Here is a 22,721-nt window from a genome sequence, read left to right as displayed (position 1 = left end):
TGATGCCAGCCGCTACGCAAGGCACGGGCCAGTTGCGGGCCCAAGCGGCCTGTCGTCATGAATTCGTGGGTGCGGTGTCTACACCGTGTAGGGGCAGCACTACAAATCGGGCCTGCGAGGCCCCGAAATCACTCGGCGGGCGTGCCGCGCGCCAGCAATGCCAGCTCCACGTCGTTGCGCGCGCCGGTCTTTTCGAGGATGCGGGCGCGGTAGGTGCTCACGGTGTTGGGCGCAAGCTTGAGCTGCGCACCAATTTCGCTCACGCTCTGCCCCGCAGTGAGCAGGCGGAACACCTGGTGCTCCCGGAACGATAGCGCGTCCACCCCGGCCGGCAAGCCCTGCTGGGCTGATCGCACCACGCCGGTGCGCTCCACCGCACCGGCCAGCGCCTGGGCCGTGGCCTCCGTAAGGTAGCGGCCGCCCGCTGCCACCTTGCGCACCGCGGCCACCATGTCGTCGGGGTCGGCACTCTTGTGCAGGTAGCCGGACGCGCCCATCTGGATGCAGCGCACCGCGTACTGGCGCTCCGGGTAGGTGCTGAGCATGAGCACGGGCAGCTCGGGCCAGCGCCGACGGACCGCCTGCAGGGCCTCCAGTCCGTCGAGCCCGGGCATGGCAATGTCCAGCAGCACCACGTCCAGCCCGGCCTGCCCGCCCAGGGCTTCGGCCCGGGCCAGCACCTCGGTGCCGTCGATGGCTTCGGCCACCACGGCGATCTCTGGCTTGCCATTGGCCGGGTCGGCCAGCACCTGCTTGAGGCCTTCGCGCACGATGCGGTGGTCGTCGCCCAGCAGCACGCGGATGGGGCGGCTCATGGCACCGGCTCCCAGGGCACTTCCAGCAGCACGCAGGAGCCGGCGCCGGACGCGCTGGTGATGGCCAGGCGCCCGCCGAGCTGGCGCGCGCGTTCGCGCATGCCCATCACACCATAGGCGGTGGGCGATTCCAGCGCCTGGGGCGCCGCGCCCACGCCGTCGTCCTGCACGCGCATCTGCAGCCAGCCCTCGCGCAGGCCGATGTCCACCGCCAGAGAACCGGCGCGCGCATGCCGGCCGACGTTGCTCAGGATTTCCTGGAAGATGCGGAAAACCGCCATGGCCGCAGCCTTCGGCAGGTCGCCCGGCGGCGGCACGCAGCGCCAGTCGAGCGCGATCTCGGCCGATTGGGCGAATTCCTGCGCCTGCCATTCCAGCGCCGCCCACAGGCCCTGGTGGTCCAGGATGCTGGGGCGCAGGTCGGTGATGATGCGGCCCACGTTGTCCACCGCAGTCTCGATCAGGCGGCTCATGTTCTGGCACTTGCAGCGCATCTGCTGGCGCATGTCGCCCGCGGCCTCGGGGGTGCGCTCGCCCTGCTCGCCCAGGCGCTTGTGCAGCCAGTTGACGTCCATCTTGAGGGCCACGAGCAGGCTGCCCAGCTCGTCGTGCACCTCGCGTGCGATGCGCGTGCGCTCGTCCTCGCGCACCTGTTCGGAATAGGCGGACAGCTCGCGCAACTGCTCCAGCGCCTCGGTCAGCTCGCGCGTGCGCGCGGCCACGCGGCGCTCCAGCCCGTCATTGGCGCGCGCCAGGGCGTCGTGCGCCTGCTGCAGGTCCTCGGCGGCGCGCTTGCGACCGGTGATGTCGGCGAAGGCGATCACGGCCCCGCACACCGCGCCCTGCTCGACGATGGGGTGGCTCGAATATTCGACGGCAAAGCTGCGGCCATCGGCGCGCCAGAAGACTTCGTTGTCCAGGCGGCAGGGCATGCCGCGGCGGAAGGCGTTGAAGATCGGGCAGTCGGCTTCGGCGTATACGCTGCCGTCGGCATGCGTGTGGTGGGTCAGCGCATGCATGTTGCGCCCAAGCAACGCATCGGCCGGCAAGCCGATCATGCGGGCCCCTGCTTCGTTGATGTAGCGGCAGTTGCCCGCCAGATCGATGCCGAACACGCCCTCGTCGGTCGAATCCAGCAAAAGGCGCAGACGCTGCTCCCAGGGCACGTCGGCCCCGGGATCGGGCGGCGGCGTGGCGGCGTTGTGGCTTGTCTCCATGGCACGGCCGGGCAAGCAATGCCCATGCCTGAGCGCCGGCTCCGTTCTCGCAGAGCGCGCCGGGGTGGGCGGCTGCCTTGCTGCGCCGCCCGGGGAAATCGAGACCGGATGGGAACCGGACTGGCACACGCCTGCGGCAGCCACTAACATGCTGCCTGCCGCAACGAGGAGAACATCCTGTGACACCCGCCGAGATCGACGACCCCTTCCTGCAACGCCTGTGCGACGTGATGCAGCGCATTGCCCAGCAAGGTGACCTGCGCGCCATCGGCCCGCTCATGGACATGACCGGCGAGCGCCCCGAGGAAAGCGTGCAGGCGCGCCTGGCCGAAGCCTTCGCGCACATGGTGGTCAAGCTGGAGGCACGCGAGTTCGAGCTCGAGTGCCGCATTTCCGATCTGGACCAGACCCGCCGGGAACTGGAAGCCGCCAACCTGGACCCGCTCACCGGCCTGCCCAACCGCATGATCGCGCGCGACCGGCTGCGCCAGGCGCTCACCGACGCCAACACGCGCCACGGCCTGCTCACAGTGCTGTTCCTCGACCTGGACAAGTTCAAGCATGTCAACGACACCATGGGGCATGCCGCAGGCGACGAGCTGCTGTGCCTGGTGACGCAGCGCCTGCGCGGCTGCCTGCGCGAGGGCGACACCCTGGCCCGCCTGGGCGGTGACGAGTTCCTGTGCGTCCTGCCCGGCGCCAGCCCGGACGATGCGCAGCGTGTGGCCAACCGCATGGTGGCGGCGCTGACCGACCGCTTCCAGCTCGCCGTCGGCGGCGCGGACATCGGCACCAGCATCGGCCTGTCGCATTTCCCGGACCATGGGCGCGGCGTGGATGAGCTCATCGCCCATGCCGACGCCGGACTGTACGAAGCCAAGCGCAACGGCCGCAACCGCTGGTGCTACGCGCCGGCGGCCTGACCATGGCAAGCACGGCCCCGGGCGGCATGGCCCCGCCCACCCCCTCCCCTTGGCGCCCACCCGTGCTGTCGGCACGCTGGTGGCCGGTGTTCCTGCGCAACATGCTGGTCTGGCGCAAGCTGGCCATCCCCAGCTTGGTGGGCAACATCGCCGAGCCGCTGATGTGGCTGGTGGCGTTTGGCTACGGCATGGGCACGCTGGTGGGACAGGTGCCCGTGGCCACGGCCGATGGCGGCAGCATCCATGTGCCCTACCTCCTGTTCCTGGCCAGTGGCTCGATCTGCATGAGCGCAATGAACGCGGCGAGCTTCGAAGCGCTGTACTCGGCCTTCTCGCGCATGCATGTGCAAAAGACCTGGGACGGCATCATGAACGCCCCCGTGCGCCTTGACGATGTGGTGCTGGCCGAGATGCTCTGGGCCGCATTCAAGGCCTTGTTCACCGTGACCGCCATCCTGGGGGTGATGCTGGCGCTGGGCATCAGCCACAGCCCCAAGCTGCTGGTGGCCTGGGCGGTGCTGCTGGGCGTGGGCATCATGTTCTCGAGCATCGCGCTGATCTTCAACGCGCTGGCCAAGGGCTACGATTTCTTCACCTACTACTTCACGCTGGTGCTCACGCCCATGATGTTCCTCTCGGGCGTGTTCTTCCCGCGCGAGCAACTTCCACCCATCGTGCGCGCCATCTCCGACTGTCTGCCGCTGACCAATGCCGTCGAACTGGTGCGCCCGCTGTTCATGGACCAGTGGCCCGCCCACCCCTGGCGCCACGGCCTGGTGCTGGTGGTGACCACGGTGGTGGCGTTCTGGGTGGCCATGGCGCTAACCCGCAAGCGCTTTCGCAGCTGAAGCGGCTTCAGTAGGGTGGTGCGGTCTCGGCCGACAGGTCCAGGCTGCGCATCAGCTTGATCCACTCGTAGGGCGTGAGGTGGGGCTTGGTGCTGGCGAGCACCGCCTCGAACACCGGTGCAGGGGCATGCGCGCGCATGTCGGCCAGCAGGGCCGTGCGCTCGGGCGGGGACATGAAGGGCACGAGCCAGCGCAGGATGGCCATCATCTCCTCGGGCGGGATGGAGGCCACGAGCGCGTTGTGCACATCCACCAGTTCCTCGTCGCTGTAGTGCGCCCACAGCACGCTGTTGTGCGAGGTTTCCTCGGCATGCATGTGCTCGAAGTTGTGGGCGATGAACAGCGCCAGCTGGCGGTACAGCGCCTGGGTGGCCATGGGCCGCGCTGCGGGCGCACAGCCCAGCAGCTGCGTGACGCCAGCGGCCAGGGCCGTGATGGCGGCTTCGTGTTCGCCATGCTCGCCTTCGAGCATGCGGGCGGCACCCGGGGCGCGCGCCTCGATGGCCGTGTGCACGAAGGTGTTCTCGTGCTGCAGGTGCGAGCGGCACAGGTCCAGCAGGTCCATCACGCGCTCGCAGTGGCTGGCGAACTCTTCGTCATCCGCCACGTCCATGCGGCCAAGGGCCAGCAGGGTGTGCGCCATCACGGCGCGCAGGGCCTTGTGGATGCCGGCATACATGTCCATGCGCGGCGCGCCGGCTTGTGCCAAGGGATCGGAGTGGGCCGAGATCAGGGCCGAGATTTCGCGGGGGTCGATGTTCATCGCAGTGTTCTTCTTTCAAGTTGCCACACCGCCTCTCGCGGTGTTCGGCCAGATGCACCATGCATCTGCAGCCGACGAAAGAAGTCTAGGAAAGCGCGGCGTTTTCGCCTGTGAACAACTTCCGCTTTCAGCGCCCTGCCGCAGGCCGCGGCGTGACATTCCTCACGCTGCGGCGCGCAACATGTCCACGGCCTTCTCGGCGATCATCACCGTGGGCGCGTTGGTGTTGCCGCTCACGATGCGCGGCATGATGGACGCGTCCACCACGCGCAGGCCGGCGAGGCCGTGCACGCGCAATTGCGCATCCACCACGTCGAGCGGGCCCGGGCCCATGCGGCAGGTGCCCACCGGGTGGTAGATGGTGTCCGCGTACTGGCGGATGAACTGCTCGATCTGCGCCGGGGTCTGCGCGCCGGCCGACGCCGGCAGCTCGCGCGCACCGAAGCGCGCGAGCGCGGGCTGGGCCAGGATCTCGCGCAGGCGCTGGAAGCCGCGCACCATGCGCTGCATGTCGTCGGCATCGGCGAGGAAGCGCGGGTCCACCAGCGGCAGGGCCATGGGGTCCCTGGTGGCCAGCGACACCGAGCCCCGGCTGCGCGGCTGCAGCAGGCACACGTGGGCTGAGTAGCCATGGCCCAACACGGTCTTGCGGCCGTGGTCCACGAGCTTGCCGATCACAAAGTGCAGCTGTAGGTCGGGTGCGGCCTCGGCCGGGTCGCTCTTGATGAAGCCCCCGGCCTCGGCGAAATTGGTGGTCAGCATGCCGGTGCGGCTGCGGCGCCACTCCAGCACGCCGCGCAACTGGGCCAGCATTCCAGAAGGCGAGATGCCGAACAGGTCCTTGAGCGCCGGGGCGTTGAGCACCTGCACCACATCAGGATGGTCGTGCAGGTGCTGGCCCACGCCCGGCAGGTCATGCAGCACCGCAATGCCATGGCGCTGCAGGTGCTCGCCCGGGCCCACGCCCGACAGCATGAGCAGTTGCGGCGAGAGCAAGGCACCCGCGCTGAGCAGCACCTCGCGGCTGGCGCGCACCTCGTGCAGCGCGCCGCCCTGGCGGTACTCCACGCCCACGGCGCGCTTGCCCTCGAACAGGATGCGTGTCGCGTGTGCGCCGGTGACCACCTGCAGGTTGCTGCGCGACAGGTGCGGCGTGAGGTAGCCCTTGGCCGCGCTGTGGCGCTCGCCATTCCTGTGGGTCACCTGGTACATGCCCACGCCTTCTTGCGTGGCGCCATTGAAGTCGCTGTTGTGCGGGTGGCCGGCCTGCACGCCGGCCTCGGTGAAGAACTGGCTGAAGCGGTTGGGCGAGCGCAGGTCGGCCACGTTCAGCGGACCGCCCTGGCCATGCCAGGCGTCAGCACCGCGCTCGTTGTTTTCCGCCTTGAGGAAGTAGGGCTTGACGTCCTCCCAGCCCCAGCCGGGGTTACCCTGCGCGGCCCAATGGTCGTAGTCGGCATGCTGGCCACGGATATAGACCATGGCATTGATCGAGCTCGAACCGCCCAGCACCTTGCCGCGCGGCTGGTAGCCCTGGCGGCCGTTGAGCGCCGTCTGCGGCACGGTGTTCTGGCCCCAGCCATTGAGCTCGAACTTGGCCATCACGGCCAGGCCTGCCGGGCAGTGGATCAGAACGCTCTTGTCGGCAGGGCCTGCTTCGAGCAGGCACACGCGCACGGCGGGGTCTTCGGTGAGCCGGCCGGCCAGGACGGAACCGGCCGAACCGCCCCCGATCACGATGTAGTCGAACATGGTTTCTTGTCTCCAGGCCCGCGCGGATGCTTGGCGGCGCGGGCTGCAACGGACCATAACCGAACGGGCGTGCGATTCGGCTTACCATGGCGACCATCCGTTTCACTTTGAAGAGAGCTCTCTATATGACGATTCAAACCGTTGGCATCATCGGCGCAGGCACCATGGGCAACGGCATTGCGCAGGCCTGCGCGGTGTCGGGCATCGACGTGGTGATGGTGGACATCTCCGATGCGGCAGTGCAAAAAGGCCTGGCCACCGTGGCCGGCAGCCTGGACCGGTTGATCAAGAAGGACAAGATCACGGCGGCCGACAAGGATGCGGCCCTGGCGCGCATCAAAGCCTCCACCAGCTACGACGACCTCAAGGCGGCCCAACTGGTGATCGAGGCCGCCACCGAGAACTACGAGCTCAAGCTCAAGATCCTCAAGCAGGTGGATGCGCTGGTGGCGCCCGAGGTGCTGATCGCCTCCAACACCTCGTCGATTTCCATCACCAAGCTGGCCGCTGCCACTTCGCGCGCGGACCGCTTCATCGGCATGCACTTCTTCAACCCCGTGCCCATGATGGCGCTGGTGGAGATCATCCGCGGCCTGCAGACCAGCGATGCCACGCACGACGCCGTGAAGGCCCTGGCCGAGGCCCTGGGCAAGAGCCCCATCACCGTGAAGAACGCGCCCGGCTTCGTGGTCAACCGCATCCTGGTGCCCATGATCAATGAGGCCTTCTTCGTGCTGGCCGAAGGCCTGGCCACGCCCGAGGACATTGACGCGGGCATGAAGCTCGGGTGCAACCAGCCCATCGGCCCGCTGGCCCTGGCAGACATGATCGGACTGGACGTGTGCCTGGCCGTGATGGACGTGTACCTCACCGAGTTCGGCGACAGCAAGTACCGCCCCTGCCCGCTGCTCAAGGAAATGGTGGCCGCCGGCCGCCTGGGCCGCAAGACCGGCCAGGGCGTTTACACCTACTGACCAGCCCCGTGTGCTGTCCCTCTCGGGACGGCGCATGGATTCCATTGGGTTTTCAATCGTGGGCAAGGAGACCTCAGCGCCCATGACCAACGACATCACCCCCACCACGCCCCCGGCCGAAGGCTGCATCGACACCCAGGTGCTCGGCCATGTGCTGCTGATCGGCATCAACCGTCCGGCCAAGCGCAATGGCTGGACGCCGCCCATGTTCCGCCAGCTCGCCGAGGCCTACACCCGCCTCGACGATGACCCGGACCTGCGCGTTGGCGTGCTGCACGCCTTTGGCGACCACTTCACCGCCGGGCTGGACCTGCCGGCCGTCAGCGCCTACATGCAGCGCGGCGAGAAGGCCATTCCCGAGGGCCTGGTGGAGCCCCACGACTATGGCCTGCCCGGCTACCGGCGCCGCACCAAGCCCATGGTGGTGGCGGTCAAGGGCATCTGCTTCACGGTGGGCATCGAGTTGATGCTGGGCGCCGACATCGTGGTCGCGGCCGACGACTGCCGCTTCTCGCAGATGGAGGTGCAGCGCGGCATCATGGCCACGGGCGGTGCCACGCTGCGAATGGCCGAGCGCGCCGGCACCGGCAACGCCTTGCTGCACCTGCTCACGGCCGACGAGTTCGGCAGCGCCGAGGCGCTGCGCCTGAACTTCGTGCAGACGGTGGTGCCCGCTGCCCAGGTGCTCGGCGAGGCCCTGGCCATCGCCCAGCGCATCGAGGCCCAGGCCCCGCTGGCGGTGGTCGCTACCCGGCTCAACGTGCTCAAGGCCATCGAGCAGGGCCAGGCCGCCGCCGTGGCCGAATTCATTCCGGTGCAGAAACAACTGGCCAACAGCGAGGACGCAGCTGAGGGCGTGCGCGCCTTTGTCGAGAAGCGCCCTGCCCGCTTCACGGGCCGCTGACAGTCCCCGCCCAGCCGCCGCCACGCCACGCCCTGTTGCCAAAGGGCACTTGCACACGCACGCGCGCCGTGCGTGAATAGCATTTTCGATCCGGGCCGTCAGCGCCCCTCCACAGAACCCATAGCCGCAACAAAAGATTACACAATTCAATTGCGCACAATTTAAATACGGCGCACAATTCACCCCATGGCACGCAGCAACCCCACCACCCACACCCCCAGCCCAGCCCTGCTGCGCCTGGACAACCAGGTGTGCTTCGCGCTGTACTCCGCCTCGCTGGCGATGACCAAGCTGTACAAACCGCTGCTGGAGACCGTGGGCCTGACCTACCCCCAGTACCTGGTGATGCTGGTGCTGTGGGAGCAGGACGGCGTGACGGTGTCCGAACTCGGCGAGCGCCTGTTCCTTGACTCCGGCACCCTGACACCGTTGCTCAAGCGCCTGGAAACCTCGGGCCTGATCGCCCGCATCCGCGATGCGCAGGACGAGCGCCGCGTGCGCATCAGCCTCACGGCCCCGGGCCGGGCGTTGCGCGACAAGGCCGAGGCCATTCCGCCCTGCGTGCTCGAAGCCAGCCAGTGCACCGTGCCCGAACTGACTGCTCTGACCGGGCAGCTCAGAACCTTTCGCGACCGGATCCAGCCGCCGCGCTGAATCCATTTCTTTTCGTTCCCACCCCGTCCGCATTCAGGACATTCATTCACCCACTGCAAAGGAAGACACCATGACGCAACTCGAAAAAGTCCTCTACACCGCCAAGGCCCACGTCACCGGTGGCCGCGATGGCGCCGCCAAGACCGACGACGGCCGGCTGGATGTCAAGCTGTCCTCGCCCGGCACGTCCGGCACCGGCACCAACCCCGAGCAGTTGTTCGCCTCGGGCTACGCTGCCTGCTTCATCGGCGCCATGAAGGCCGTCGGCGGCAAGATCGGCATCCCAGTGCCACAGGACGTGTCCATCGACGCAGAAGTCGACCTGGGCCCCATCCCGAACGCCTACGGCATCGCCGCCCGCCTGAAGGTCAGCCTGCCCGGCCTGGACACCGCCACGGCCCAGAAGCTGGTGGACGCAGCCCACCAGGTCTGCCCCTACTCCAACGCCACGCGCGGCAACATCGACGTGACCATCACGCTGGCGTAAGCAATGGGCCGGCTGCTGCTACCCCGCATCGCAGTGGCCTTGGTGGCCATCGAGCACGCCTACATCCTGGTGCTGGAGATGTTCTTCTGGAACAAGCCCCTGGGCCTGAAGACCTTCAACCTGACCCAGGAGTTCGCCGATGCCACCGTGACGCTGGCCGCCAACCAGGGCCTGTACAACGGCTTCCTGTCGGCTGGGCTGTTCTTTGGCCTCATCACCAGCAACCGGCTGTTCAAGATCTTCTTTCTGGCCTGCGTGATCGTGGCCGGTGTGTACGGCGGCGCCACGGCGGTGCCCAAGATCTTCTACACCCAGGCCCTGCCCGCCATCATTGCGCTGGCCCTGGTGCTGGCACTGGACAAGCCTTCGGCCCGCAACGCCTGATCTGCCCATTGCCATTCAAAAAGCCCACTGGCGCACGCTGGTGGGCTTTTTGCTGGGCAGGTGTCGCGCAGGTGCTCCAGCGTGCTTGAGTGCCGCTGCGGATTCGTTTAGCGTGCGGCCATGAGCACAACCACCCTCCTCGTGCGCCAGGACGCCCTGGCCCATACCGCCCTGCGCACCACGCAGGATGTTCCGCTGGCCGATGGCCAGGTGCGCGTGCGCGTGGAGCGCTTTGCGCTCACGGCCAACAACATCACCTATGCGGCCATGGGCGGCATGCTGGAGTACTGGCAGTTCTTCCCGTCGGACGAGACGGGCTGGGGCATCGTGCCCGTGTGGGGTTTTGGCACGGTGGTGCAGTCCCTGCACCCCGGCGTGGCCGTGGGCGAGCGGCTCTATGGCTACTGGCCCATGTCCACCCACGCCGTGCTCACCCCCGCGCGGCTGACCGAAACCGGTTTCTACGACGGCGCGGACCACCGCGCTAAGCTGCATGCCGTGTACAACCAGTACGTGCGCACCAACACCGACCCGTTCTACACGCCGGACACCGAAGACGTGCAGGCCCTGCTGCGCCCGCTGTTCGTCACCTCGTGGCTGATCGACGATTTCCTGGCCGACCAGCAGTTTTTCGGCGCCCGGCGCCTGCTGCTGTCCAGCGCATCGAGCAAGACGGCCTACGGCACGGCCTTCCAGCTCGCGCAGCGCGACGGCCTGGAGGTGATCGGGCTGACCTCGCCCGGCAACGTGGCTTTCTGCGAAAGCCTGGGCTGCTACGACCGCGTGGTGGCCTATGACCAGCTGGAGACCATCGACGCGGCCACGCCCTGCGTCTACATCGACTTTGCGGGCAGCGTGGCAGTGCGCGAAGCCGTCCACCAGCGCTTTTCCGCCCTGGCCTATAGCTGCGCCGTGGGTGCCAGCCATGTCAACGACCTGGGTGGTGCCGGCCAGTTGCCCGGCCCGCGACCGACCATGTTCTTCGCCCCCGCGCAAATCAAGAAGCGCCGCGACGACTGGGGCGCCCAGGTGCTCAACGAGCGGTTGGTGGCTGCCTGGCAGGCCTTTGCCATAGCGGTGCAGGCGCCGCCCACGCCCTGGCTGCAGGTGCAACAGCACCAGGGACCGGATGCCGTGCAGGCGCTGTTTGCCGCCGTGCTGGCGGGCGGTGGCGATCCGCGCCAAGGCCACATGGCCGGCCTCTGATCGCTGTACAGGGGACAATCGGGGCATGAACCGACTGCCCCCGAACGACACGCCTGCCGACGCCCCCGATCAGCACCCCTATGCGCGCCTCACCCCCGACCAGGTGCTGGACGCACTGGCCAGCGTGGGTCTGTACGGCGACGGCCGGCTCATGGCCCTGTCGTCCTATGAGAACCGGGTCTACCAGGTCTCGCTGGAAGACGGCCAGCGCGTGGTGGCCAAGTTCTACCGCCCCAGCCGCTGGACCGATGCGCAGATCCTTGAGGAGCATGCCTTTGCCGCCGAGTTGATGGGGGCCGAGGTGCCCGCCGTGGGACCAATGGTGCTCCATGGCGGCACCCTGCACGCGCACGAAGGCTTTGCCTTTTCCGTGAGTCCCTGGCGCGGCGGGCGCGGGCCCGAGCTCGACGACTTCGATGTGCTCGAATGGATTGGCCGCTTTCTCGCGCGCATCCACACCGTGGGCGCAGCCCGGCCCTTTGTGCACCGGCCGGCGCTGGACCTGCAGGGCTTTGGCACGGCATCGCGCGACTGGCTGCTGGGCCACGACATGATCCCACTCGACATGCAATCGGCCTGGCAGGAGCAGTGCGACAAGGCGCTCGCCCTGGTTGCCGCCAGCGGACTGGCAGATGCCCGCCCCATCCGACTGCATGGTGACTGCCACCCCGGCAACATCCTCTGGACCCCCACCGACCTGCCCGGGGGGGGCCCGCACTTCGTGGACCTGGACGACGCGCGCATGGGCCCCGCGGTGCAGGATCTGTGGATGCTGCTGTCGGGCGATCGCAGCCAGCGCACCCTGCAACTGAGCACCCTGCTGGACGGCTACGAGCAGTTCCGCAGCTTCGACCGGCGCGAGCTGGCACTGATCGAGCCGCTGCGCACGCTGCGCCTCATCCACTACAGCGCCTGGCTGGCGCGCCGCTGGGAAGATCCGATCTTTCCGGTGAATTTCCCCTGGTTCGGCAGCAGCGACTACTGGCGTGGCCAGGTGGACATGCTGATCGAGCAGTGCGAGGCCATGCAAGAGGAACCGCTCTATGCCTGACCCGGGCAGGGACGCGGCCCAGGAGACAAGGCGCGGTCCCGCTTTGTAACCATCGGGCGCTTGGGATGGGGATTTGACTCGTATATGCTTGTCGGCATATCCGCTACCGCACCCCGGCTCTCACCATGAAAGACGTTTTCAGGAACCTGCTCAACATCCGCCAGCAGCGCCGCCCTGCGCCCGTGGGCAGTATTCCCGCCGTGGGCACGGCCATCATCCGCGGCGACATCAAGATGAATGTCACCGACCCCATCTCGCGTGACCTGTGGAACTGGATGGTGCTCTCGGGCTGGCGCAATGTGCCGGTCAAGAACGACCGGCGCCAGTACACGGAACTGCCGGACGGCCTGCTCAAGCTGCTGATCGAGGCGGAGCCGACACAACGCGATGCGGTTCACGCGCGCATCATGGCCAAGGCAAAAGACGAGTGATTGCCTGCGCGCGGTGCGCGCCGGGAAAGAACACCTGAACGCCCTGGCCGGAGGCCAGCCAGGGCGGGCTCGCTATCAGGCCAGCAGAGCGTTCACGCGCTTGACGTAGGCCGCAGGGTCGGCCGGCAGGCCCCCTTCGGCGAGCAGTGCCTGGTCGAACAGGATGTGCGCCAGGTCATGGAAGTGCACACTGCCTTCGAGCTTCTTGACTAGGGCATGCTCGGCATTCACCTCCAGCACGGGCTTGGACTCGGGCGCCGGCTGGCCGGCCTGCTTGAGCATGCGGGCCAGCTGGGTGCTCATGCCATCGTCCTGAACCACCAGGCAGGCCGGTGAATCGACCAGGCGCGTGGTCACGCGCACATCCTCGGCCTTGTCCTTGAGAGCTTCCTTGAGCTTGGCCAGCAGGGGCTTGAAGGCCTCTGCGGCCTCTTCGGCGGCCTTCTTCTCGGCCTCGTCCTGCAGCTTGCCCAGGTCCACGGCGCCCTTGGCAACGCTTTGCAGCGGCGTGCCGTCGAAGTCGTGCAGGTAGTTCAGCGCCCACTCGTCCACGCGGTCGGTCATGAGCAGCACCTCGATGCCCTTTTTCTTGAAGACTTCGAGCTGCGGGCTGTTCTTGGCGGCGGCCAGGGTATCGGCGGTGATGTAGTAGATGGCCTCCTGGCCTTCCTTCATGCGCGCCTTGTAGTCGGCAAAGCTGACCGTGGCCGTGTCGCTGGTGGTGCTGGCAAAGCGCAGCAGCTTGGCCAGGCGCTCGCGGTTGCCGAAGTCCTCGCCCAGGCCCTCCTTGAGCACCGAGCCGAACTCGGCATAGAACGCGGTGTACTTGCCTTCCTTGGCCTTGTCGTCGGCATCGACCACATCGGTCACGCCATCGTCGCCAGCGGCGGCTGCGTGCGTGTCGTGCTTGGCCAGGTCTTCCAGCATGGACAGCACGCGCTTGGTCGAGCCTTCACGGATGGAGCGCACGTCGCGGCTTTCCTGCAGCAGCTCGCGGCTCACGTTGAGCGGCAGGTCGGCCGAGTCGATCACACCCTTGACGAAGCGCAGGTAGGTGGGCATCAGCGCCTCGGCGTCGTCCATGATGAACACGCGCTTGACGTAGAGCTTCACGCCGGCCTTCTTGTCGCGGTTCCACAGGTCGAACGGCGCCTTGGCAGGGATGTACAGCAGCTGCGTGTACTCGGTGTTGCCTTCGACGCGGTTGTGCGCCCAGGTCAGCGGGGCCTCGTGGTCGTGGCTGATGGCCTTGTAGAACTCCTGGTACTGCTCTTCGCTGATGTCCTTCTTGGGACGCGTCCACAGGGCGCTGGCCTTGTTGATGGTCTCCCACTCGCCGGTCTTGGCCATGCCACCGGGCTGGCGGCCGCCGTTTTCGTCCGACGGGTTGATCAGTTCTCCGTCTTTCCACTCTTCCTTTTCCATCAGGATGGGCAGGCTGATATGGTCCGAGTACTTGGCAATGACGGACTTGAGCTTCCAGGCGTTGAGATACTCCTCGGCCTCTTCGCGCAGGTGCAGGATGATGCTGGTGCCGCGCGCTGCGCGGGTGATGGCCTCGACCTCGAAGTCGCCCGTGCCGCCGCTGGTCCAGCGCACGCCTTCTTCGGCCGGCACACCGGCACGGCGCGACTCCACGGTGATCTTGTCGGCCACGATGAAGCCGGAGTAGAAGCCCACGCCGAACTGGCCGATGAGCTGGGCATCGGCCTTCTGGTCGCCCGAGAGCTTGCCCATGAAGTCCTTGGTGCCGCTCTTGGCGATGGTGCCCAGGTGGTCGATGGCTTCCTGCGCCGTCATGCCGATGCCGTTGTCCGTGATGGTCAGCGTCTTGGCGGCCTGGTCGAAGGACACACGCACTTCGAGGTTGGGTGCGTCTTCGTACAGGGCATTGTTGTTCAGCGCCTCGAAGCGCAGCTTGTCACAGGCGTCCGAGGCATTGGAGATCAGCTCGCGCAGGAAGATTTCCTGGTTGGAGTACAGCGAATGGGTCACCAGGTGCAGAAGCTGGGCCACTTCGGCCTGGAAGGACAGGGTTTGTTTGTTGCTCATGGTCTCTGGATTGGGCTTTCGTACAGTCTGGGGAACGTTTAAAGCACGTTCGCGCGTGCTCAATTCGGGTCATGTCTTCCGATTTCAAGGGGCCCACGGCAAGTGCGTTGCTGCGGCATGCTTCGCGGCGCCCTCGGCACCGCGTGCAGCTTACCGAGCATTGTTGACAATTGGCGCGACTTTGGCGCTGGTTCGCGCCATTTTGCCGCCATAAGATCCGGCCATGGCTGCGGCGGGGCTCACCTTCGGCGGCTGCGGCAGTGCCGTGCTGGCGGCGGCTTTGCCACCAATGGCTATGGCGAACATTCCCCCGATGGCTACGGCCTGCTGACCGAGGTGGTGCTCACCGCGGTTTTCCTCATCGTGATCCTGGGCGCCACCTCGCGCCGGGCGGCCGAGGGCGCGGGCGGGCTGGCCATCGGCCTGTGCCTCACGCTGATCTACCTGGTTTCGATCCCTGTGACCAATACCTCGGTCAATCCGGCGCGCAGCACCGGCCTGGCCCTGTTGAGGCCGGAGTACGCACTCACCGAGCTGTGGGCCTTCTGGGCCGCCCCCCTGGCCGGCGCGCTGCTCGGCGGCGCTTTGTACCGGGTGCTGTTCGGCGAAGACTGAGCAGGAACTCAGCGGTCCAGCGTGATGCGCTGGATCAGCGCCTGCAGGATGGTGTCGGCCTTGTCGTTGGCCACCTGGCAAGTGCCTGCGGCGGCATGGCCGCCACCGCCGAACTCCAGCATCAGGTTGCCCACGTGGGTCTGGCTGCTGCGGTCCAGGATGGACTTGCCGGTGGCCAGCACCGTGTTCTGCTTCTGCAACCCCCACATCATGTGGATGGAGATGTTGGCCGTGGGGAACAGTGCATAGATCATGAAGCGGTTGGTCGCCCAGATGGTCTCCTCGTCGCGCAGGTCCAGCACCACCAGGTTGCCGATCTTGATGGCGCAGCGCAGCAGCTGCTCCTTGGCCTTGGGGGCGTGCTCGCGGTAGAGCGCCACGCGTTCCTGCACGTCGGGCAGCGCCAGGATCTCTTCGATGCTGTGGTCGCGGCAGTACTTGATGAGGTCCATCATCAGCGCGTAGTTGCTGATGCGGAACTCGCGGAAACGGCCCAGGCCGGTGCGCGAGTCCATGAGGTAGTTGAGCAGCACCCAGCCCTCGGGGTTGAGGATGTCCTCGCGCGAGTACTGGGCCGAGTCGGCCTGGTCCACCGCCGCCATCATCTCGTCGGTGATGCGCGGGAAGGCCGCCTTGCCGCCGTAGTGGTTGTAGACCACGCGCGCCGCCGAGGGCGCATGTGCCTCGATGATGTGGTTGCTGTCGCGCCGCCCCGAGTTGCGGATGGTTTCGGACTCGTGGTGGTCGAACACCAGGTGGGCACCGGGCACGTAGGGCAGGTTGGTGGTGATGTCCCGTTCGGTGATGGGTACCTTGCCGTCCTGCATGTCCTTGGGGTGCACGAAAGTGATCTCGTCGATCAGGTCCAGCTCGTTGAGCAGCACGGCACATACCAGGCCGTCGAAGTCGCTGCGGGTCACGAGGCGGTATTTCTTTTTGTCACTCACTGTGTTTCTCCTTGTTACATGCGGCGCCAATGGCACGATGGTAGCAATGCCCGCGCCCCGGTTGGCGTAGCGGCGCAAATAAAGGCGACAGCCGGCACCCCGGCTCAGCCTGCCGGCTCCAGCCAGCGCACCAATTGTCGGGCCACACGCGCATCGGCCAGCAGTTGCAAATGCCCGGCCCGGTGCACGACACACTGTTGGGCTCGTGCGAATTCCAGCCGCCTCGCAGGGTCATCATGCCAGCCCAGGGCACTGTGCAGCGGCACCAGGCCATCGCCGACCAGCCGTTCGGCCACCGGGCTGCGCTGCGCGGCCAGCGTTGCTGCCACGGTACAGCACAACACCCCTTGCGGCAATGGCACGTGGGTGCGCGTGTCCGGGCTCTTGCGGAAGCGGTCGCGGCCCTGCCAGTCGGCATCCAGCACATGGCCATGGCGCAGGTCGGTGATGCCGGCGCTGCGCAGCCGCGTCAGCCGGGCAAAGGGGCGCGAGTACGGGGTGCTGCCCAGCAGCCGGTCGACCCAGTGGCCGGCACGCTCCAGCGGCGCGCCATGGTGCGGCGTGCCCAGGCACACCAGGTGCCGCAGCAGGCCGCGCCAGGGCAAGCCCGCCTGCTCTGCCTGCTGGCAGGCACTGCGCGCAACCAGCCCGCCCATGCTGTGGCCCACGATGCTCAGCTGCGTGACCGGCACCGGCCAGGCCGCCACCAGTGCCTGCAGTTGCCGCGCCAGCTCGGCACCGTTGGTGGAGGTGTGCCGCCCGGTGTTGTAGCGCAGGTACACAGGCGTGCAGCCCAGCGCCTGCGCCAGATGGGCGCCATGGTCATGGCCCTCGTGCGCCCATTGCAGGTCGTTCATGCACAGGCCATGCACCAGCACCAGCAGGTGGCCCGAAGCCCTTCCCACCACACCCAGGGCCGGTGGGTCCAGCGGGCGGCCCTGCTGGTAAAAGCCCATGGCGGTGGACAGCGGGTTGCCGTCCTCGGCCAGGCGGTCGCCCATCACGCCATTGAGTGCCGCCAGCACGGCCAGGCGCTCGCGCGGTACTTCCTGTGCCGCCTCCGGCGCGGCAATGAAGGGCTCGAGCCGCAACAAGGCGGCCTGCAGGCCCGCATCGACCAGGCGCGTGATGCCCCGCACACTGCCATAGACCATGCCGGTCAGGCCGCGCGTGCGGCCCGGCGTGGCGCCGCCCGGCAGGCCCATGGTGCCCAGCACGGATTGGTGCACCCCTTCGGCCACGCGGCTGATGCTGGCCGTGGCCTGGGCGGCCAGGCGGGCCGCGCCGCGCAGGTCGGAGGGGCGCAGCTGGCGCAGGGCACGCGCGGGAGAGGGTTTGGATGGCATGGCAGGCTCCGGTCAATGAAAGGTGGCAGGAGCCGCGCATGACTCAGAGGCTGGGAATTTTTTGGCCGTGGCCGTGGGGCGCGTCAAAACGCCTCGGATCCAGGCGCAAAGCGCAGCCATGGCTCGGGCTATGGCGAGCATTTGCAACGACGAGCCGGGGTGTTTTGGCGTGCAAGGCGGGCATGGGCGAAAGGTTCTCAGCCTCTCAGAACTGTTCGTGCGGCAAAAGGTAGCGCCACTGGCCCACCGGCAGGTTGCCCAGCGTCACCCGGCCGATGCGGATGCGCTTGAGCCCCACCACCTTGAGGCCCACCAGCTCGCACATGCGGCGGATCTGGCGCTTCTTGCCCTCGGTGAGCACGAAGCGCAGCTGTTCAGGGTTCTGCCACTCCACCTTGGCGCGTTTGAGCGGCTGGCCGTCGAGCTCCAGGCCATGGCACAGGCGCGCCAGCTGCGCGGCCGGGAACGCGGCCTGTACGTCGGTGGCGATCTCGCCGTACTGCACGCGCACCAGGTACTCCTTGTCCACCGTGGAGTCCTCGCCGATCAACTGGCGCGCCACGCGCCCGTCCTGGGTGAGGACCAGCAGGCCCACCGAGTCGATATCCAGCCGGCCGGCCGGTGCCAGGCCGCGCAGTTGCGGCGGCGAAAAGCGCATGCGGCCCGGGTCGTCGCGCCAGTGGGTGCGGGGGTTGATCAGCGCCACAGCCGGCGTGTGGCCGTCCTCGGCCTGCCCGCTCACATAGCCCATGGGCTTGTGCAGCAGGATGGTGACCTGCTGCTCCTGCTGACCCTGGGCGCGATTGTCCACCTCGATGCGGTCGGTAGGCAGCACCTGCAGGCCCATGGGCGCCACCTCCCCATTGACCTTGACCCAGCCGTGGGCGATCCAGTCGTCGGCCTCGCGGCGCGAACACAGGCCGAGCTCGGCCATGCGCTTGTTCAGGCGCGCGCTGCCATCGGCCGCCGCCGGGCGCTTGACCGGCACCGGCGCGCGCGCAGGTGCAGCACCCGGGCCCGGTGGCCGGCCGCCTGCACCCTGCGCGGCGCTACGGGGAGCGGCCGGCGGCGCGGCATCCGCACGCCAGACGTTGCCGCGCGCTGGCGGCTTGGCGGGCCGTGCCGCGGGGCGGAGAGGCGGTTCGGCCTTGCCCTGCAGGGCGGCCAGGGCGCGTTGCGTGGCGGTGGAGGGGGTGGCTGGCGCCGCAGGCGCGGCCGGGCGGCGCAGCACGGCGCGCCGGGGCGGGCCCTCGGGCTCGGCGGGCGGGGCGGCAGGGGTACGGGAAGAAGGCATTGCCCGTATTTTCACCCCTGCGCAGCCACTTTGGGGGCGCAACCGCTCAACAACGGCGCGCCAGGACCCTCATGGGGCGGCTGCCGCGAGTTGGCGCGCCTGCCACGCCAGGAAATCCTCGGCACCCAGCGGCCGGCTGATGTGGTAGCCCTGCGCCTCGTCGCAGGACAGGGCCCGCAGCCGGTCCAGGACGGCCAGGGTCTCCACCCCTTCGGCCACCACCGTGAGGCCCAGGTTGTGGGCCAGGTCGATGGTGGAGCGCACGATCATCGCATCGTCCTCGCCGGACTCCATGCCCATCACGAAGGACTTGTCGATCTTGAGTTCGTCCACCGGCAGGCGCTTGAGGTAGGCCAGTGACGAGTACCCGGTGCCGAAGTCGTCGATGGACAGCTTGAAGCCCTGTTCGGACAGCCGGTTGAGCATGGCCTCGGCACGCTGGGGGTCGTCCATGATGGCGCTTTCGGTGATCTCCAGGCAGAAGGCGCTGGCCTGCACTCCATGGCGGGCCAGGATGGTGCCCAGGCGCGTGCTGAGCTCGGGGTCCAGCAGGTCGCGCGTGGACAGGTTGACCGAGATGCGCAGAGGCATGTCTGCCGTGCGCGGATCGGCCAGCAGGCGCGCCACCTCCTCGAACATCCACAGCGTGAGCTGGCGCACAAAGCCCGTCTGTTCGGCAAACGGGATGAAGTCCATGGGCGGCACCAGGCCGCGCTGGGGGTGCTGCCAACGCACCAGGGCCTCGGCAGCCAGGCCGCCCTGCCCGTGCAGCGGCACCTTGGGCTGCAGGTAAAGGCGCAACTCGTTGTGCTCCACGGCGTGGCGCAGCTCGGTCAGCAGCGACAGGGTTTGGGTGCTGGCCGAATCGAACGACGCATCGTAGCGCAGCGCGCCGCTGAGCTTGCGCTTGGCAGCGTACATGGCGATCTCGGAATGGCTGAGCAGCGTGTCGGCATCTTCTGCATCGGCGGGCCAGCAGGCGAATCCCATGCCGGCGCTCAGGTCCACGGTCTGGTCCTCGAAGGCCAGCGGCTCCTCGAAGGACTGCGCGATGCGCTGGGCCATGGCCTGGGCCCCCTTGGCGTCGGTGCGCAGCAGCAGCATGGCGAACTCGTTGCCCCCGAGCCGGGCCACCATGTCGCTGTCACCCGTCACCTGCTCCTTGAGGCGTTCGGCCACGGCCTGCAGCAGGCGGTCGCCGAAGGCATAGCCGAGCACGTCGTTCACGTGCTTGAAGCGGTCCAGGTCGAGCGTGAGCACCGTCAGGGGACGCAGGGCGTCCCCCACCTGGGCGTCGATGGCATGCACCACGGCTTCGCGAAAGCGCTCCCGGTTGGGCAGGCCGGTGAGCCGGTCCCAGTAGGCCAGGCGGCGGATCTCGGCCTGCTGGCTGCCGATATCGAGACGCATGCGGTCGAAGGAGCGGGCCAGGTTGCCGATCTCGTCCTTGCGGTCCGTGTGGCCCAGGGGAACCCCATACTCGCCGCGCGACAGGCGTTGCGTGGCCGCCAGCAGGGAGCGCAGCGGCGTGGTCAGGCGCTGGGCCACCAGACCGGTGCCGGCCGCGAACAGCAGCACGCCCGCGATGGTGATGATGGCCAGCAGCACCTGCAACCGCTGGTATGGCGCCACGACCTCGTCCACCGAGCGCAGCAGCAGCGTCTTCACCCCGATGCCGGCGTTGCCCAAGGGGACCTCGCGCACCAGCAGTGTCCCTTCGTCGGTCCTGAGTTCCGCCAGCGGCAGGCCCTGGTGGTGCAGGCGGACCAGCGCCGGTGCCGACAGCGTGGCCACGGGCACCGATACGCTGCCATCGGCCGCCAGGACCACCACGGCCACCTGCACCGACAGCAGCCGCCGCATTTCCTCGGCCAGCGGCTGGTCGATGGGAAAGCCCATCAGCACCCAGCCGATGACCAGCGGCGCGCGCATGGGCACCATCACGAACTGGTAGGGCACGCCGGCCATCACCGCAACCTGGCTGCTCTGAGGCTGGGCCGCCAGCGGCGGCACCACCTGGCGCAGCGTGGCGGGAAACTCCACCATGTCGTCCGACAGGCTGGCGGCGCGCAACTGCAGATCGGTGCCCAGCAGCGCCGTCACCGCAGCGCCGATGCGGCTGCCATGGTTCTCCAGCACTGACTGGATGGTCTCCGCGTCGTCGGAATTGATGGCTGAACGAAAGCCGTAGTCGGCCGCCAGCAGGGCAGAGCCCTGGCGCAGCTTGTCCGCGTTCTGGTCCAGCAGGCGCAGCCAGACGTTCTCGTCGGTATCGAGGGCCCGGGCGATCTGGCTGCGCGCGTTGCGCTCGATGGTGGCGCGCACCACCGCAAAGCCGGCGGCCTGCACGATGAGCAGCAAAAGCAGCGAGATGCCCACCAGCCTCAGGATCAGGCTGCGCCGCAGCAGGGACAGGTTCAAGGCTGCAGCCCCGCCATGCGCACCGAGGTACTGGCAGTGCCCGTGGCCGGCACGGTCAGGGCCTGCTCCAGGGCCGGGGCGCCCACCGGCAGCCGGTTGTGCCAGGCCCGGAGCTTATAGGTACCCGCCGGCACATTGTCGATCTGCGCCTTGCCGGTCGCGGGCGAACTGGCGTAGTAGGGCGTTTCCACCACCAGGATCCAGCCGGCCATCTGGTCATGGATGTTGCAGCCCAGCACTACCACGCCGGCCTGGTCGAAAAGCACCGGCTTGCTGGGTGTCCCAGTATAGAGCTTGAGCTCGAACTTCTTGGCCGGAGAGAAGGAATAGACATGGTGGCGCACCGTGTCGCGGTTGGGGAACAGCACCTCCGTTCCCACCGGGATCACCATGGCCACCGGCACGAACTGGCGCTTTTCCTGCGCCATCTCCACGCCCGCCTGGGGCTTGACCAGGCGCCTGGCCTCGGCCGACTCGAGAAACACCACGGCATCGGCCAGGGGCTTGCCCGCCGCGTCGGTCAGGTCCACCTGCACGGAGGCGGCCTGCGCCAAGCCCGCCATGGCTGCCATCCCGCCCGCCAGCACCAGTGCGTGCCGCAGCAGCCGTTGTGCCAGGACGGGCTGCGCGCTCATGGTTCTATGGCCATGCCCGCCAATGCCGCACCATTACCGACCACGCCCAGCAGGACGGCGCGGCCGGAGGCGAGGTCCACCTTGTACAGGCGGGAGCGCGGATCGGCGGAGGTGCGCGCGGTCAGCAAGGCCACGTTGCCCACGTCGGAGATATCGAAGGAAGCGTCTGACAGCGGCCCCAGGCCGAGGGACCCCACGGTGCGCAGTTGGCCGGTGTTGGGCGAAACCACGGGCGTGGCGCCTTCCTGCGAGCCCTGCATCACCAGCACGCCCTGGGCGCGGTCGATGGCGTAGTTGGTGGTGATCTTGCTGTCCTGCGGGTTGTAGGTGTAGCCGGCAGCCACCACGTCGGGAGCGCGGCCGGCATTCACGTCGCCCGCCACGTAGTGCAGCGCCGGATCGGGCTGCACGCCCGGCTGCGCGGCGTCGCCATCGACCAGGGCGCCCGTATCGGGATGCAGCCGCAGGTTGAGCCCGGAGGACGACACCACGCGGATACGGTCTGCCGCCGGGTTGAAGTCGAAGCCGAAGGCGGCCCCCGTGAGCGATACCGCGGCCGGCGCGGTGCCCACCGCCGTCAGGGCCCCGCTGGAAATATCCAGCGTGTACAGGCGCCCCGCCTGCGACAGGGCGTACAGCACGCCCTTGGCCACGCGGAAATCCAGACCGATCAGGCGCTCGCCAGCGGCCAGGCCCGTCACGCGCCGGCGCTCCAGGATGGTGTCGGGCCGGCGTGCGTCGAACACGATGAGCTCATGGTCTGCCGTCACGGCCACAAGGCGCTCGCGGTGCTCCGAGGCATCGGGCGTCGGGCCGCTGGCGCAAGCGGCCAGGCCCAGCAACACCAGCGTGCCCAGAATGCCGCGCAGGCGGCGGGAAGTGTTGAAGACGCTCATGGAAGACCTTTGCTGAAACTGTAACGGGTTTATACCCGATCAGGCTTTGGCATGCTGCATTAGAGTGACCATACCTCGGTGCCAATTACATCAAAAACGATAGCAT

22 protein-coding genes are annotated in these 22,721 nt (G+C 67.9%); 11 read left to right on the top strand and 11 right to left on the bottom strand.

Annotated elements, in window-relative coordinates:
• Positions 1–128: 128 nt before the first annotated feature.
• Positions 129–815, bottom strand: coding sequence for a response regulator (locus tag AC07X5_RS04760; RefSeq protein ID WP_409959018.1), 687 nt, complete (start codon positions 813–815; stop codon positions 129–131).
• A complete protein-coding gene (locus tag AC07X5_RS04755) occupies positions 812–2,032 on the bottom strand; it encodes a sensor histidine kinase (RefSeq protein ID WP_494769213.1) in 1,221 nt (406 codons plus the stop codon). Before AC07X5_RS04755 ends, AC07X5_RS04760 begins: the two co-directional genes overlap by 4 nt.
• Positions 2,033–2,211: 179 nt before the next feature.
• On the opposite strand from AC07X5_RS04755, the gene AC07X5_RS04750 reads away from it, so the two are divergent.
• Positions 2,212–2,955 (top strand): diguanylate cyclase domain-containing protein, encoded by a 744-nt coding sequence (locus tag AC07X5_RS04750; protein ID WP_409959022.1) that lies wholly within the window; start codon positions 2,212–2,214, stop codon positions 2,953–2,955.
• A 26-nt stretch (positions 2,956–2,981) separates the two neighbouring features.
• Complete coding sequence (locus tag AC07X5_RS04745; RefSeq protein WP_494769468.1) at positions 2,982–3,803, top strand: ABC transporter permease; 822 nt, start codon at positions 2,982–2,984, stop codon at positions 3,801–3,803.
• A gap of 7 nt (positions 3,804–3,810) precedes the next feature.
• Here the strand turns inward: AC07X5_RS04745 and AC07X5_RS04740 are convergent, their stop codons facing one another.
• Positions 3,811–4,566, bottom strand: a complete 756-nt coding sequence (locus AC07X5_RS04740; protein WP_409959024.1) for a hemerythrin domain-containing protein — start codon at positions 4,564–4,566, stop codon at positions 3,811–3,813.
• A 162-nt stretch (positions 4,567–4,728) separates the two neighbouring features.
• Entirely contained in the window at positions 4,729–6,318 is a 1,590-nt protein-coding gene (locus AC07X5_RS04735) for a GMC family oxidoreductase (protein WP_494769212.1), read from the bottom strand.
• A gap of 125 nt (positions 6,319–6,443) precedes the next feature.
• Here AC07X5_RS04735 and AC07X5_RS04730 point away from each other — a divergent pair, with 125 nt between their 5' ends.
• The 8 genes from AC07X5_RS04730 (at position 6,444) to AC07X5_RS04695 (ending at position 12,409) form a co-directional block, all read left to right on the top strand.
• Positions 6,444–7,292, top strand: a complete 849-nt coding sequence (locus AC07X5_RS04730) for a 3-hydroxybutyryl-CoA dehydrogenase (protein ID WP_409960265.1) — start codon at positions 6,444–6,446, stop codon at positions 7,290–7,292.
• 82 nt (positions 7,293–7,374) lie between these two features.
• Positions 7,375–8,196: a crotonase/enoyl-CoA hydratase family protein gene (locus AC07X5_RS04725; RefSeq protein ID WP_494769211.1), complete on the top strand. Its 822-nt coding sequence runs from the start codon at positions 7,375–7,377 to the stop codon at positions 8,194–8,196.
• A gap of 186 nt (positions 8,197–8,382) precedes the next feature.
• Positions 8,383–8,850 (top strand): MarR family winged helix-turn-helix transcriptional regulator, encoded by a 468-nt coding sequence (locus tag AC07X5_RS04720; protein WP_409960267.1) that lies wholly within the window; start codon positions 8,383–8,385, stop codon positions 8,848–8,850.
• Positions 8,851–8,920: 70 nt separating this feature from the next.
• The gene (locus tag AC07X5_RS04715; protein WP_494769210.1) at positions 8,921–9,337 is read left to right on the top strand and encodes an organic hydroperoxide resistance protein; all 417 of its coding nucleotides are present in this window, start codon (positions 8,921–8,923) and stop codon (positions 9,335–9,337) included.
• A gap of 3 nt (positions 9,338–9,340) precedes the next feature.
• On the top strand, positions 9,341–9,721 hold the full coding sequence (locus AC07X5_RS04710; protein ID WP_494769209.1) for a DUF1304 domain-containing protein: 381 nt from the start codon (positions 9,341–9,343) through the stop codon (positions 9,719–9,721).
• A gap of 120 nt (positions 9,722–9,841) precedes the next feature.
• Positions 9,842–10,927: a DUF2855 family protein gene (locus tag AC07X5_RS04705; protein ID WP_494769208.1), complete on the top strand. Its 1,086-nt coding sequence runs from the start codon at positions 9,842–9,844 to the stop codon at positions 10,925–10,927.
• A 25-nt stretch (positions 10,928–10,952) separates the two neighbouring features.
• On the top strand, positions 10,953–11,978 hold the full coding sequence (locus AC07X5_RS04700; RefSeq protein ID WP_494769207.1) for a serine/threonine protein kinase: 1,026 nt from the start codon (positions 10,953–10,955) through the stop codon (positions 11,976–11,978).
• A gap of 125 nt (positions 11,979–12,103) precedes the next feature.
• The gene (locus tag AC07X5_RS04695; RefSeq protein WP_494769206.1) at positions 12,104–12,409 is read left to right on the top strand and encodes a hypothetical protein; all 306 of its coding nucleotides are present in this window, start codon (positions 12,104–12,106) and stop codon (positions 12,407–12,409) included.
• Between the two features lie 75 nt (positions 12,410–12,484).
• Here AC07X5_RS04695 and htpG read toward each other — a convergent pair whose 3' ends face one another.
• Positions 12,485–14,461, bottom strand: coding sequence for a molecular chaperone HtpG (htpG, locus tag AC07X5_RS04690; RefSeq protein ID WP_494769205.1), 1,977 nt, complete (start codon positions 14,459–14,461; stop codon positions 12,485–12,487).
• Positions 14,462–14,578: 117 nt separating this feature from the next.
• Between htpG and AC07X5_RS04685 the strand changes: the two genes are divergently transcribed.
• Positions 14,579–15,076, top strand: a complete 498-nt coding sequence (locus AC07X5_RS04685; RefSeq protein ID WP_494769204.1) for an aquaporin — start codon at positions 14,579–14,581, stop codon at positions 15,074–15,076.
• An 8-nt stretch (positions 15,077–15,084) separates the two neighbouring features.
• Here AC07X5_RS04685 and AC07X5_RS04680 read toward each other — a convergent pair whose 3' ends face one another.
• From AC07X5_RS04680 to AC07X5_RS04655, 6 genes are all read right to left on the bottom strand, one after another.
• The gene (locus AC07X5_RS04680) at positions 15,085–16,023 is read right to left on the bottom strand and encodes an exopolyphosphatase (protein WP_409960272.1); all 939 of its coding nucleotides are present in this window, start codon (positions 16,021–16,023) and stop codon (positions 15,085–15,087) included.
• Between the two features lie 104 nt (positions 16,024–16,127).
• Complete coding sequence (locus tag AC07X5_RS04675) at positions 16,128–17,369, bottom strand: lipase family alpha/beta hydrolase (protein ID WP_494769203.1); 1,242 nt, start codon at positions 17,367–17,369, stop codon at positions 16,128–16,130.
• A 205-nt stretch (positions 17,370–17,574) separates the two neighbouring features.
• On the bottom strand, positions 17,575–18,303 hold the full coding sequence (locus AC07X5_RS04670; RefSeq protein ID WP_494769467.1) for a pseudouridine synthase: 729 nt from the start codon (positions 18,301–18,303) through the stop codon (positions 17,575–17,577).
• Positions 18,304–18,732: 429 nt separating this feature from the next.
• A complete protein-coding gene (locus AC07X5_RS04665) occupies positions 18,733–21,084 on the bottom strand; it encodes a putative bifunctional diguanylate cyclase/phosphodiesterase (RefSeq protein WP_494769202.1) in 2,352 nt (783 codons plus the stop codon).
• Positions 21,081–21,719, bottom strand: coding sequence for a methylamine utilization protein (locus tag AC07X5_RS04660; protein WP_494769201.1), 639 nt, complete (start codon positions 21,717–21,719; stop codon positions 21,081–21,083). The genes AC07X5_RS04665 and AC07X5_RS04660 overlap by 4 nt, the downstream gene beginning before the upstream one ends.
• Positions 21,716–22,615, bottom strand: coding sequence for a DUF4394 domain-containing protein (locus AC07X5_RS04655; protein ID WP_494769200.1), 900 nt, complete (start codon positions 22,613–22,615; stop codon positions 21,716–21,718). The genes AC07X5_RS04660 and AC07X5_RS04655 overlap by 4 nt, the downstream gene beginning before the upstream one ends.
• Positions 22,616–22,721: the final 106 nt, after the last annotated feature.

This window comes from Acidovorax sp. GW458-11-26-14-TSB4 (genome assembly GCF_059423865.1).
Note: the sequence above shows the minus strand (reverse complement) of the source record. Positions and strands in the feature narration are given on the sequence as shown.

Bases quoted from the DNA above. Each gene is read 5' to 3' on its own strand.
- AC07X5_RS04760 (WP_409959018.1), bottom strand. From the start codon at position 815: ATGAGCCGCCCCATCCGCGTGCTGCTGGGCGACGACCACCGCATCGTG.
- AC07X5_RS04755 (WP_494769213.1), bottom strand. From the start codon at position 2,032: ATGGAGACAAGCCACAACGCCGCCACGCCGCCGCCCGATCCCGGGGCC.
- AC07X5_RS04745 (WP_494769468.1), top strand. From the start codon at position 2,982: ATGGCCCCGCCCACCCCCTCCCCTTGGCGCCCACCCGTGCTGTCGGCA.
- AC07X5_RS04740 (WP_409959024.1), bottom strand. From the start codon at position 4,566: ATGAACATCGACCCCCGCGAAATCTCGGCCCTGATCTCGGCCCACTCC.
- AC07X5_RS04735 (WP_494769212.1), bottom strand. From the start codon at position 6,318: ATGTTCGACTACATCGTGATCGGGGGCGGTTCGGCCGGTTCCGTCCTG.
- AC07X5_RS04730 (WP_409960265.1), top strand. From the start codon at position 6,444: ATGACGATTCAAACCGTTGGCATCATCGGCGCAGGCACCATGGGCAAC.
- AC07X5_RS04725 (WP_494769211.1), top strand. From the start codon at position 7,375: ATGACCAACGACATCACCCCCACCACGCCCCCGGCCGAAGGCTGCATC.
- AC07X5_RS04720 (WP_409960267.1), top strand. From the start codon at position 8,383: ATGGCACGCAGCAACCCCACCACCCACACCCCCAGCCCAGCCCTGCTG.
- AC07X5_RS04715 (WP_494769210.1), top strand. From the start codon at position 8,921: ATGACGCAACTCGAAAAAGTCCTCTACACCGCCAAGGCCCACGTCACC.
- AC07X5_RS04710 (WP_494769209.1), top strand. From the start codon at position 9,341: ATGGGCCGGCTGCTGCTACCCCGCATCGCAGTGGCCTTGGTGGCCATC.
- AC07X5_RS04705 (WP_494769208.1), top strand. From the start codon at position 9,842: ATGAGCACAACCACCCTCCTCGTGCGCCAGGACGCCCTGGCCCATACC.
- AC07X5_RS04700 (WP_494769207.1), top strand. From the start codon at position 10,953: ATGAACCGACTGCCCCCGAACGACACGCCTGCCGACGCCCCCGATCAG.
- AC07X5_RS04695 (WP_494769206.1), top strand. From the start codon at position 12,104: ATGAAAGACGTTTTCAGGAACCTGCTCAACATCCGCCAGCAGCGCCGC.
- htpG (WP_494769205.1), bottom strand. From the start codon at position 14,461: ATGAGCAACAAACAAACCCTGTCCTTCCAGGCCGAAGTGGCCCAGCTT.
- AC07X5_RS04685 (WP_494769204.1), top strand. From the start codon at position 14,579: ATGCTTCGCGGCGCCCTCGGCACCGCGTGCAGCTTACCGAGCATTGTT.
- AC07X5_RS04675 (WP_494769203.1), bottom strand. From the start codon at position 17,369: ATGCCATCCAAACCCTCTCCCGCGCGTGCCCTGCGCCAGCTGCGCCCC.
- AC07X5_RS04670 (WP_494769467.1), bottom strand. From the start codon at position 18,303: ATGGCCGAGCTCGGCCTGTGTTCGCGCCGCGAGGCCGACGACTGGATC.
- AC07X5_RS04660 (WP_494769201.1), bottom strand. From the start codon at position 21,719: ATGAGCGCGCAGCCCGTCCTGGCACAACGGCTGCTGCGGCACGCACTG.
- AC07X5_RS04655 (WP_494769200.1), bottom strand. From the start codon at position 22,615: ATGAGCGTCTTCAACACTTCCCGCCGCCTGCGCGGCATTCTGGGCACG.